Annotated in this window: 8 protein-coding genes; 2 read left to right on the forward strand and 6 right to left on the reverse strand. The window is 73.1% G+C overall.

The features are described from left to right. Window positions 1-161: 161 nt before the first annotated feature. Genes ACW9J6_RS33230 through ACW9J6_RS33240 form a run of 3 tightly spaced genes read right to left on the reverse strand, consistent with a single transcriptional unit; the run spans window position 162 to window position 3,867 of the window. Window positions 162-1,907: an ABC transporter ATP-binding protein gene (locus tag ACW9J6_RS33230; protein WP_457120604.1), complete on the reverse strand. Its 1,746-nt coding sequence runs from the start codon at window positions 1,905-1,907 to the stop codon at window positions 162-164. Continuing rightward, window positions 1,901-2,620 (reverse strand): siderophore-iron reductase FhuF, encoded by a 720-nt coding sequence (gene fhuF, locus ACW9J6_RS33235; protein WP_457120605.1) that lies wholly within the window; start codon window positions 2,618-2,620, stop codon window positions 1,901-1,903. Before fhuF ends, ACW9J6_RS33230 begins: the two co-directional genes overlap by 7 nt. After that, window positions 2,617-3,867, reverse strand: coding sequence for an MFS transporter (locus tag ACW9J6_RS33240; RefSeq protein ID WP_457120606.1), 1,251 nt, complete (start codon window positions 3,865-3,867; stop codon window positions 2,617-2,619). The genes fhuF and ACW9J6_RS33240 overlap by 4 nt, the downstream gene beginning before the upstream one ends. A gap of 252 nt (window positions 3,868-4,119) precedes the next feature. Between ACW9J6_RS33240 and ACW9J6_RS33245 the strand changes: the two genes are divergently transcribed. Next, window positions 4,120-6,345, forward strand: a complete 2,226-nt coding sequence (locus tag ACW9J6_RS33245) for a TonB-dependent siderophore receptor (protein ID WP_457120607.1) — start codon at window positions 4,120-4,122, stop codon at window positions 6,343-6,345. A 346-nt stretch (window positions 6,346-6,691) separates the two neighbouring features. On the opposite strand, the gene ACW9J6_RS33250 is transcribed toward ACW9J6_RS33245, so the two are convergent. The 3 genes from ACW9J6_RS33250 to ACW9J6_RS33260 all read right to left on the reverse strand — a co-directional run bounded on the left by ACW9J6_RS33250 (window position 6,692) and on the right by ACW9J6_RS33260 (window position 9,958). Further along, window positions 6,692-7,105 (reverse strand): hypothetical protein, encoded by a 414-nt coding sequence (locus ACW9J6_RS33250; protein WP_457120608.1) that lies wholly within the window; start codon window positions 7,103-7,105, stop codon window positions 6,692-6,694. A 99-nt stretch (window positions 7,106-7,204) separates the two neighbouring features. After that, window positions 7,205-7,450, reverse strand: coding sequence for a hypothetical protein (locus tag ACW9J6_RS33255; RefSeq protein ID WP_457120609.1), 246 nt, complete (start codon window positions 7,448-7,450; stop codon window positions 7,205-7,207). A gap of 285 nt (window positions 7,451-7,735) precedes the next feature. Continuing rightward, the gene (locus ACW9J6_RS33260) at window positions 7,736-9,958 is read right to left on the reverse strand and encodes a ComEC/Rec2 family competence protein (RefSeq protein WP_457120610.1); all 2,223 of its coding nucleotides are present in this window, start codon (window positions 9,956-9,958) and stop codon (window positions 7,736-7,738) included. 396 nt (window positions 9,959-10,354) lie between these two features. Here ACW9J6_RS33260 and ACW9J6_RS33265 point away from each other — a divergent pair, with 396 nt between their 5' ends. Then, window positions 10,355-11,707 carry an IS4 family transposase gene (locus tag ACW9J6_RS33265; RefSeq protein WP_457118717.1) on the forward strand — a complete coding sequence of 451 codons (1,353 nt, stop codon included), beginning with the start codon at window positions 10,355-10,357 and terminating at the stop codon, window positions 11,705-11,707. Window positions 11,708-11,710: the final 3 nt, after the last annotated feature.

Raw genomic sequence — 11,710 nt, forward strand, 5'->3', positions numbered from 1 at the left:
CGCCGGAGGGTCGGGACGCCCAGGCCGATGACGGGCACGGAACACCGGGCGCCCCCGGCCGCGGAGCAAAGGGCCAGTACCGGTGACGTCGCGCGCGGGCGGCGCCCGTCCCTCCCGAGAAGGGGGAGGGGGCGTGCGGCCGCAGGAGCGTCGGCTTCCCGCTACTCCGCCGCCACGCTCCCGCCCTCGCCCGTCCCGGCGAACTGCGCCGCGTGGAGCCTGCCGTAATAGCCGCCCCGGGCGAGGAGCTGAGCGTGGGAGCCCTCCTCGGCGATGCCGCCCTCCGCCACAACGACGATGCGGTCGGCGTTGCGGATCGTCGCGAGGCGGTGGGCGATCACCAGCGTGGTGCGGCCCCGCGCGAGTTCGGTCAGGGCGCGCTGAATCTCCCGCTCGGTCTGCGTGTCGAGGGCCGAGGTCGCCTCGTCGAGGATCAGGATCGGCGGGTTCTTGAGGAAGACCCGCGCGATGGCGAGGCGCTGCTTCTGGCCGCCCGACAGCTTCACTCCGCGCTCGCCGATCACCGTGTCGAGGCCCTCGGGCAGGCTCGCGACCAGGCCGTCGAGATGCGCCCGGCGCGCCGCCTCGCGAATCTCCGCCTCGCTCGCATCGAGGCGCCCGTAGGCGATGTTCTCGCGGATCGTGCCGGCGAAGAGAAACACGTCCTGCTGCACGATGCCGATCTGGCGGCGGAGCGACGCGAGCGTCAGGTCGCGGACATCGGTCCCGTCCACCGTGATGCGGCCCGCCGTCACGTCGTAGAAGCGCGGGATCAGCGAGCACAGGGTGGTCTTGCCGGCGCCCGACGGCCCGACGAAGGCGACCGTCTCGCCCGCCCGGACCGCCAGGGTCACACCGGTCAGGACCGGCCGGCCGGGTGCGTAGGCGAAGCCCACCGCCTCGAAGCGGATGTCGCCGCGCAGGGGCGGCGCCGGGACGGCCCCGGGGCGCTCGACGATGTCGGGCCGCGTCGCCAGGAATTCCTGGTAGCGGCGGAAGCCCGCGATGCCCCGCGGATAGGTGTCGATGACGGCCGCGATCTTCTCCAGCGGGCGGTAGAACACGCCGACGAGGAGCAGGAACCCGACGAATCCCCCCGGGCTGAGGTCGCCGCGCACCACGTAGGCGGCCCCCCCGAGCAGCACCAGGATCTGCACGAGGCGCAGGCCCAGATAGTGGATCGACAGGCTCGCGGCCATGATCCGGTAGGCTTCGAGCTTGGTGGCGCGGTAGCGCGCGTTGTCGGCGGCGAAGAGGTGCCGCTCGTGCTCCTCGTTGGCGAAGGCGCGCACCACCCGGACGCCGCCGACATTCTCCTCGATCCGGGCGTTGAAGGCCCCGACCCGCCCGTACTGCGCCTGCCAGTTGCGGGTCATGCGGCCGCCGAAGCGCAGGGTCACGAAGGCGATGCCGGGCAGCACCGTCGCGGTCACCAGCGCCAGGGGCGGGTGCACCAGGAGCATCAGCGCGAGGGCGCCCGCGAGCGTCATCACGGCGATGAACAGATCCTCGGGCCCGTGATGGGCGACCTCGCCGATCTCCTCCAGGTCCTTGGTGATGCGGGCCACGAGGTGCCCGGTCTTCTGCTCGTCGAAGAACCGGTGGGACAGGGTCTGCAGGTGGTCGAAGGCGCGGGCGCGCATCGCCGTCTCGATGTTGATGCCGAGCACGTGGCCCCAGTAGGTCACCACCACCATCAGGCCGGCATTCGCCACGTAGAGCGCCGCGAGCCCGGCCGCCGCGAGCAGGATCAGCGTCCAATCCTGCCGCGGCAGCAGCACGTCCACGAAGGCCTTCACGGCCATCGGGAAGCCGAGTTCGAGCAGGCCCGACAGCACCGCGCAGCCGAAATCGACCAGGAACAGCGCCCGGTGGGGCCGGTAATAGGCGAGGAAGGCCTTCAGCATGAGGTCCGGCGGCAGGCGTCCAGGGGGCAGAGGGCGCCGCAGGAGGCGACGCCCGGGATCCGGCAGCGCAGGCAGCACACCCGGCGGCACCTCTCTGCGCAGGCGCCCCGGGCGCGGAAGGTCTGCGCCAGCGGGCTTGTAGGCGAGGCTGCGCCGGCCCGCCAGCCGAGCAGCGTCTCCGCCTCGGCCCGGGGCGCCGGCAGCAGGGGGCCGGCGGCGGCGAGTTCGCGGACCGTGACGTCGAGCATCACGCCCGCATTGCCCCACAGCACCCGCGGCGCGAGGCCGGCGTGCCCGGCGCAGAGCGCCACGAAGGGCTGGAGGTGCCCGGCCACCAGCGTGGCGAAGCCACGGCCCGCCGCCCCGTCCCGCCGGCCGGGCTCCGCCACCAGGAAGCGCGCGAGCGCGTGGGTCCCGTCGAGCACGAAGCCGGTCTCGTCGAGGGCCACCGGCAGGACCCGGTCGAGCCGGACCAGCGCGGTCACGCACGGGATGATCAGGGCCGCGAGGTAGCTCTGCGACCACAGCGAGACGAGGGAGCGGCGGTCCGCCTCCGGGTAGCCGGCCGCGAAGGCGTCGATCACCCCGTCGAAGACCGGGCGCTCGCGCAGCCGCGCGACGCGGTGTCTCTCCGGCAGGTCGTCCGTCACGGCGATCCGGTTGCCGAAGGTCGTGAGCGAGGGCGGGAGTTCGGCGGCGATGTCCGCGATCATGCGGCGGCCCCGTCGCCCGCCAGGGTGCGGGCGATCGCCCGCCGCAGGACCGCGAAGGCGGCCGCGAAGAGCGGGATCGCGGCGGCGAAATAGGCCGGCCAGCCGATCGCGCCCGCCAGCGCCGGCGCCGCGACCCGCGCCGGCATGGCCGCGAAGAAGGCGGTGCCGAACAGGAGCGCGTAGTCCGTGGCCGGGCGCGGTCCCTGCGCCCAGCGGTAGATCATGCTGAAGACCGGCACCCCGAGGCCGCCCGCGCAGAGCGTGCCGGCGAGCGTCGCGGCCACCGCGAGCCCCGCAAACCCGCTCGCCGCCGCGGCCGCCATCGCGCCGCCCGCCGCGACCAGGCCGCCCGCCGCGGCGGTGATCAGCGGCAGGGTGCCGAAGCGCCCGACGAGCGGCCCCGCGAGCGCCGCCATGGCGAGGCTGATCCCCGGCGCCACGGTGCCGGTCACGAGGCCGATCGTGGCGAGCGGCACGCCGAGGTCGAGGAGGGCGAGGTTGTTGAAGCTCGACAGGACCGAGAGGGACGCGAAGTAGAGGGCGAGGATGGCCGCGTGGCCGGCGAGGCGGCGCCACCGCGCGGGCCGCGGCGCCGGCGGTGGCGCGGCCCGCGCCGGGCGCGCGTCGGCGCGGCGCCCCCGCTCCTCCGGGTAGCGCAGGATCGGCAGCAAGCACAGGAGGTTGACGGCCACGACGACGAGGAGGGCGGCGCGCCAGCCCAGCGCGTCGTAGAAGGTGATCAGCAGCCCCGCGCCCACGATGCCGCCCAGCGACGCGCCGCAGAACTTCGCCGAGGTCACGAGGGGCCGGCGCGCGCCCGGCACCGTCTCGACCACCAGGGCCTCCATCGCCACGTCCATGGTCGCCATGCACAGGCTCGCCGCCACCGCCAGGGCGAGGAGGAGCGGGAGCGGCCAGGCCTCCCCGGCGCCGAGCAGGGCCAGCACGGCGGCGGCGGCGGCCTGCGTGGCGGCGATCCAGCCGATCCGGTGCGGGAGCCCGGGCAGGCGGAGGCGATCGATCACCGGCGCCCACAGGAAGGTCAGGCCGACCGGGAGGGTGATGAGCTGCAGGAGCCCGATCTCCGTCAGCACGACGCCCCGCGCGCGCAGGATCAGCGGCGCGCCGTTCGACAGGAAGCCGAGCGTCGTCCCGAACGTCACCGAGAGGCAGAAGAACGGCAGCAGGGACCCGGCATGGCCCGCCAGACCGCGGGGGTGCGCGGCGGCGGCAGGACGGGCATCCACGGAATCGCACATCGCGCGTGATGTATCGTGATCTCAGCCCGGATGTCCACGTCGTCCGGCGCGCATCGGCGCCGCATCACTGTCGTTCTTTGGAATTGCAATAAGTTATATAAGTTGCGGCCGAGACACATGCACAGCTAACTCAACCAGAGCGACTTGTGACCCACCACATGCAGTCTTAGGGACAGTGATCTCAAGGCCGTGAGCAGTTTGGTATTATTCAAAACCACGGCGATCGCGAAGGGCGACATCATGGACAGAGTACGGACCCGTGCACCGCGACGCCTTCGGGGCGCCGTCGCCGGCCTCGCGCTGTCCGGCGTCTCGCTCGCGAGCCTGTGCGGGCCCGCGCCCGCCCAGCAGGCCAAGGGGACGATCGCGCTCGAGACGATCGACGTGCAGGGACAGGGTGGGGGTGCCCCGGGCGTCGGCCCGGCGCCGGCCCGCGCCGTCGAGAGCCCGACCGGGCCGGTCCAGGGTTTCGTCGCGACCCGCTCCGCCACGGCGACGAAGACCAACACGCCGCTCATCGAGACGCCGCAATCGATCTCGGTCGTCGGCCGCGAGCAGATCGACGTCCAGAAGGCGCAGACCCTGACCCAGGCGACGCAGTACGTGCCGGGCCTCTACGCGGGCACCTTCGGGGCGGATTCTCGGATCGACTACTTCACCCTGCGCGGCTTCGTGGCGAGCGATTACGGCCTCTACCGCGACGGGCTGCAGCTCCTGAACTACGGCTTCGCCTACTACCGGGTCGACGCCTTCGGGCTGGAGCGGATCGAGGTGCTGCGCGGGCCCGCCGCCGTGCTGTTCGGCGCCGGGACGCCGGGCGGCCTCATCAACATGGTCTCGAAGCGGCCGCCGACGGAGCCGCTGCATTACGTGGAGGCGGGGGGCGGGGCCCAGGGGCAGGGCGGCTTCGGCTACGCGGCCTTCGACCTCGGCGGCCCGTCCGATGCGGAGGGGCACTGGTTCTACCGCCTGACCGCCATCGGCCGCACGGGTGGCACCCAGGTCGACGGCGCGCCGGACGACCGGGTCTACGTCGCGCCCGCCCTCACCTACAAGCCGGACGGGGCGACCACGCTCACCATCCTGTCGAGCGTCCAGCACGACGACGCCGCGGTGACGGCGAATTTCCTGCCCTATTCCGGCACTGTGCGCCCCAACCTCTCGGGCCTGCGCATCCCGCGCTCGCTCAACGTCGGCGATGTCGGCCTGAACACCTTCCGGCGCGACCAGGCCAATATCGGCTACGCGTTCGAGCACGCCTTCGACGAGACCTGGACGGTCCGGCAGAACCTCCGCTACGCCTTCGTCGAGAGCTTCCAGAATTCCTATATCGGCCAGCTCGGCTACAGCGACCCGGCCCAGACCCGGCTCGCCCGCTACCAGTTCCGGGACAGCGCCCGGGCCGGCCTGTTCCAGGTGGACAACCAGGCCGAGGCGCGCTTCTCGGACGGGGTCTTCCGCCACGACCTGCTGCTCGGCCTCGACTACAAGAATTATCACCTGCACGACAACCAGGCCTCGACGTTCCCGGGGCCCGACCTGAGCATCCTGGCCCCGGTCTACGGGCAGCGGGTCGCGCCCCCGGCCTCCTACCTCGTCAATGCCAACGCCTTCCAGCAGCTCGGCCTCTACGCCCAGGACCAGATCAAGCTGACGGATCACCTGAGCCTGGTGCTCGGCGGGCGGCAGGACTTCGCCGACAATCGCGTGCGCGACCTCCTCACCCCGTCGAGCAGCCGCAGCCGCAGCGACGACGCCTTCACCTATCGGGCGGCGCTGATCTACAACTTCGATTCAGGCCTCGCCCCGTATGTCAGCTACGCGACGTCGTTCCAGCCGGTGATCGGGACCGACATCAACGGGCAGACCTTCCGGCCGGAGACCGGCGACCAGATCGAGGGCGGCATCAAGTTCGAGCCGCCGGGCCAGGGCTACGTCGTCACGCTGGCGGGCTTCGACATCCACCGCTCCAACCTGCTCACGCCGAACCCGGTGAACACGCTGTTCAACGCCCAGATCGGCCAGGTGCGCTCCACCGGTGTCGAGGCCTCGGCGACCGTGAGCCTCGCCGATGGCCTGAACGCGGTCGCGGCCGTCACGGCCTTCGGGCTGACCGTGGAGAAGGGCCCCGCCGACCAGATCGGGCGGGTGCCGGTCAACATCCCGGAGAGACAGGCGTCGCTGTTCGTCGACTACACGATCCCGTCCGGCGCCTGGAAGGGCTTCGGCTTCGGCGGCGGCGTGCGCGCCTTCGGCCGCTCCTTCGCCGACACGGCGAACACGCTGCGGGTGCCGGATTACGTGCTGTTCGACGCCCAGGTGCATTACGACTATGCGGGCTGGCGGCTCGCCGTGAACGCGACGAACATCGCGGACCGGCGCTTCGTCTCGTCGTGCCAGGCGGAGAATTCGTGCTTCTACGGCGACGCGCGTCGCGTCGTGGCGAGCGTGAGCTACCGGTGGTGACCGCGCTCCCCAAACCTCCTCCCACAGCGGCCATCGTCTGCACACAGCACGCGAAAAGCTTCGTGAGTTGGGCGCGGGAACCCCTCTCCCGTGCGGGAGAGGGGCAGGGGTGAGGGTCCCGGACCGTCCAGGATAAAGCACTAACATGAGTGCTGGCAGCGGGACGGTTCAGTTGCCTTGCTGAACCACCTGGGCCCTCACCCCTACCCCTCTCCCGCACGGGAGAGGGGATCCCGCGATTCACCTTGAGGCCGCCCATAACTTATTGCAATGATAGGACTTTCTGATCCGGCGACGATGTGTGCAGACGATAGCCGCTCTGCACGGGAAGGTTCGGCGCCCGCGCCTATCCCCGCCCGTAGGGGTAGCACCGCGTCCGGTCGAGGTCGCGGCCGAGATGGGCGGCGAGCGCGCGGATCGCCGCCCCGTGCTCCACGTAGGGATCGCGGTTGCCCTGGCCCACGACGATCGGGCAGGAATCGTCGCGCCGCGGCACCATGGCGGTGGCGAGGCCCCCGCCCTCCGCGTCGCGCAGGGTGTAGAAGCGCGGCATGTTGCGCGCGATGTGGTCCTTGAGCCCGATCTCCTGCTCGATGAACGGGCCGGACGGCGGCACGTAGGAGGCCCGCGCGCGGGCCTGCGCCTGGCGGTAATGCTTCTCGACGGCATGCCCCATCAGGGCGGATTCGCGGATCGCCTCCGCCTCGGTCTCGATGCGGAACCAGGCCTTGCCGCCCTCGGCGTCGCAGACGAATTCCATCGCTCCTCCACGGCCGGCGGCCCGCCGCCCGGATGACGGTGCGGGGCCATGCTACCCCCGGAGCGCCCCAGGCCCAAACGGCCACCGCGTCGCGGCCCCTCAGGCTGGCGCCTCCTTCCGCCGCAGGGTGTCCCGGCCGTGCTCGGTGATCTGCCAGATCGCGAAGGTGCCCCCGATATGCGGGCCGGCCAGTTCGCCCACGAAGCGCAGGTGGCCGTCATTCTCCAGGGCGCAGAGCCGGCTGTGGTCGCCCGGCCACGAGCGGTCGGGGTCGCGCTTCACCGAGATGCGGCCCTCCTCGGTGCGGGCGGCCTTCGTCAGCAGGCGGCGCTCGTGATCGATCATCGCGTGTCCTCTCTCGCGCAAGGGGGATCGCGCGGGCGGCGCGGCCCGCGGCGGATCCGGGTTCGAGATGCGCCGAAGGCGGCCGATGCCGCATTCGACGGGTCCGTGGAGAAGGGTCTTCGGCCCCCGATCGAGGCACGAAGACGCGGGCGCCGCGCGGCGCCAGGGCCGACACCGTGGGACGGCCGCCGGTGCGGCCGCAGGATCGGGTCCGCGCTCGCGGACCTCACGGTTCGGTGAAGAGAAGCTTAGCAGCTTGAGCGCCGGGGGCAACCCTGGCGGGTGTCACGGCTCCCACTCGGCCTCGTCCGGCTCGGCGGGCGGCGCGGGCCGCGGGGCCGGCGGCGGCAGCTTCCAGGCGGGTCGCTCGCCCGGGCGGCGCGCGGTCGTCACCACCGGACCCTCGGGCGCGAAGCGCACCGTCGCGGCGCCGTGGGCGGAGAGGTAGGCGCGGTCGAGGACGAGGCGCGCCGCGCAGCCCGGCGGGGCGGTGGCCCGCGCCACCACGATGTCGGCCCGGGCGCAATCCGCCTCGAAGGCGCGCCGGTCCTTCACGAGGGCCACCCGCCAGCCGTTCCGGGCGGTGGCAACGCAGCCCAGCGCGTCGCAGCGCTCGGCGAGCGCGAGGCTCGGGTCGTTGCGCGGGCGGGCGTCGCCGTCCGCCCGCAGCCACTGCTCCAGCCCGAAGCCCGGCGGGCGGCCGAGCACGGCGAGGCGCCCGTCCGCGACCCGCAACGCCGCCCCGCCGCCCTCCCGGTCGACGTAGAGGTCGGGCCGCTCGACCCCGGCGGCCAGTGCCACCCCGATGAGGCCCGGCAGCACGCCGAGCCAGCGCAGGCGCGAGGTCGGCAGGGTGAGGAGGAGGAGCGCCGCCGTCAGGCAGCCGAGCGCCCCGGCTCCGAAGGCCGGCACGATCACCACCGCGTGGTCGAAATGCTCGATCCAGGCCGAGATGTCGAGCATGCCGCGCACGGCGAGGCCCATGGTCCACCAGACCGGCCGGTCGAGGGCGAACGGATAGGCGAGCATGCCGATGACGGCGGCCGGCATCACCACCACCGAGACGAGCGGCAGGGTCAACGCGTTGCCGATCATCCCGAAGGGCTGGATGTTCTGGAAATGGTAGGTGGCGAAGGGCGCGGTGGCGATCTGCGCCACGATCGTGGTCGAGAGCGTGCCGACGAGCGTGCCGGCCGCCCAGGCCAGCGCCCGCCCGACCGGCCCGGCGCCCTCGCGGGAGAAGATCCGGCCGTCGATCAGCCGGGCGCAGGCCACGAGCCCGGCCACCGCCGCGAAGGACATCTGGAAGCTCGGGCCAAGCACCCCCTCGGGCTCGTGCGACAGGGCAATCAGGGCCGCGAGCGCGAGGTTGCGCAGGGAGAGCGCCGGCCGGTCGACCAGGATCGCCCCGAGCATGATCAGCGTCATGATCAGCGAGCGCTCGGCCGCGATGTCCCAGCCCGAGAAGATGCAGTAGCCGGTGACGCCGAGCATCCCCAGGCCGGCGGCGATCTTCTTGATCGGCCAGAACAGCGCGAGGCCGGGCACGAGGGCGAGGAGCGCCCGGGCGATCCAGAACACCACGCCGGCCGCCAGCACCATGTGGAGGCCCGAGATGGAGACCACGTGGTAGATCCCCGCCGCCCGCAGGGTGGTGTTGGTGGGCTCGTCGATGAGACCGCGCTTGCCGGTGACGAGGGCCGCCGCGACGGCGCCCGCCTGGCCGCCATTGGCGTCGGTGATGCGGCGGGTGAGCGCGTTGCGGGCATCGTCGACCGCCGCGGCGACCCGCAGCGACAGGGGCGGCGGCTCCGGCGGGTCGCGCACGGCGATCGCGCCGAGGAGGGAGCCCACGGCGCCGATCCCGTGGAAATAGGCGTCGCGGGCGAAGTCGTAGCCGCCGGGCCGCGCCGGCTCGGAGGGCGGCAGCAGCCGCGCCTTGGCGGCGATGTAGTCGCCCGGCCGCAGGGGCGCGGCCTTCTTGTACGACACGCGCACCCGCTCCGGCCGCTCCCCCGCCGGGAGGTCGCCGAGCCGCGCCACCCGCACGACGATCCGCGCGCCCTCCTCCCGCTCGTCGAGCCCCTCCACGAAGCCTTCGAGGGGGGCGATGACGGTCTTCGCCAGGATCGGGGCCGCGACGCTGCCGATCCGGTAGGTCGCCGCCGCGAAGCCGAGGAACAGGGCGCAGAGGCCGAGCGCCCCGGCCCGCGCGGCGGGTCGGGCCCGCAGGGCGATGGCGGCGCCCCCGGTCGCCGCGCCCGCGACGAGCGGGGCGGCGAGCGCGGGCGGCCCGTCCGCCCCGAGAAGGACGAGCAGGATCCCCGCCCCGAACGCCACCGCCAGCCAGGGAAACAGCCGGCGCTGCGCGGCCTCCTCGCCGAGGCGGGCGGCGATCCAGGTCCCGAGGGCGGGGACGAGGGTGAGGGCGCCGCCGGGCCGGGCGACGGACGCGAGCGCCGCGGCGCCCCGCAGCGCGAGCCCCGTCCCGGTCCCCCCGCGCGCCATCGCCGCGCCCCGCCGATGCCCTTACGGAATGACGCGGAGGCTACGGGAACCCGCCTGGGTAAGTCGACCGGAACGAACCGGGACCGGGGCGGGCGGTCCCCAGGGCGTGAGTGGTGGTATACGCCTTGGTCTGCGGACAGTGCCCTCTCAACAAAAGACTACGTCTGTCCAGCTCGCGCGGGATCCCCTCTCCCGAGTGGGAGAGGGGTAGGGGTGAGGGTGGCTCGGGTTCCACAAGGGCACTGAACCGTTGAGCTGCCAGCGGCACCGTTCAGTTTTCTTGCTGCAGTCGAGCCACCCTCACCCCCGGCCCCTCTCCCACTCGGGCTACGGCCTGTACGGATCTGATTCGCTCGGTTCGTGTTGTGAGCCTTTGCGCTGTGCGGGAGGCTTTGCATGGACGGACTTGGGGTCGGCGACATCCGCACCGAGGCGCGCGGCGCTTGGCTGTTTGATCGGATCGTGACCACCGGCAGCGTGGTGCTGAGCACGGTCGGGGGCAGCGAGGCCGGCACGGCCGCAGCCCATCGCTACCTGTCCTCGCCGCACACGAGCGTGGGCGCCATCCTGCGGGCGTTTGGCGCGCGCACGGCCCAGGCCTGTGCCGGCCGCGCGGTCGTGGCGGTGCAGGACACGAGCGAGATCAACTTCACCCCGCTGGCGGCGGGCCGTCACGGGCTCGGGCCCGCCGGCAACGGGCGCAATCCCGGCTTCTTCCTGCACCCGGTCGTGGCGGTCGACGCACAGGACGAGGCGATCCTGGGGCTGGTCGATGCCCAGATCTGGACGCGGGCGGACGCGCCGGTCAAGCCGCGGGCGGGCCGGCCGATCGCGGACAAGGAGAGCCGGCGCTGGGGTGTGGGCGCGCAGGCCGCGCAGGCCCGCCTGGGCGAGAGCGCGGCGAGCCTGATCGTGGTGGCCGACCAGGAAGGCGACATCTACGATCACGTCGCGCGCTGTCCGGCGGGCACCGACCTGCTGGTGCGCGCCCGCCACGACCGGGCGCTGGCCACGGGGGGCGCGATGACGGCGGAGGCGGCGCGCTGGCCGGTCCTGGCCGAGGATACGGTGACGGTCCCCGCCCGGCCGGGCCGGCCCGAGCGCACCGCACGGGTGCAGTTGCGGGCCGGATCGCTGGTGGTGAAGCGGCCAGCGGGCGAGCCGAAGAGCCTGCCGGGCGCGCTGCCGCTGAGCCTGGTGACGGTGGAGGAGCCCACCCCGCCCGACGGTCAGGCGCCGCTGTGCTGGCACCTTCTGAGCACGCGCCCGGTCGCGACCGCCGCCGAGGCGCGCGAGACGGTGCGGCTGTACCGGCTGCGCTGGCGCATTGAAGAGGTGTTCCGCGCGCTCAAGCGGGACGGGCTGGGCCTGGACGCGACGCAGATGCGGGTGCCCGACAAGCTGTTCCGGCTGGCGGCTTTGGCGCTGGGGGCGGCGGTGCGCATCCTGCAGTTGGTCGATGCCCGCACGGGCGGCGGGCGGCCGATGCAGGACGTGCTCGACGCGGTCGCCTTGCCCGTGGTGGCGCAGCTGGGCCGGGCCTGCGAGGGCAGTACGGCACGCCTGCAGAACCCACACCCACCGGGGACGCTGGCCTGGCTGTCTTGGATCGTGGCCCGGCACGGCGGCTGGAACGTCGCCGGCAAGCCGCCGGGACCCAAGATCATGGCCCGCGGCTGGCAGCGCTTCGCCGCCATGCTCGCCGGCGCAATCCTCGCAGACCCCGACTCACTTCCGTCAAGGCCGTAGCCC

The organism is Methylobacterium sp. JK268 (assembly GCF_054052225.1).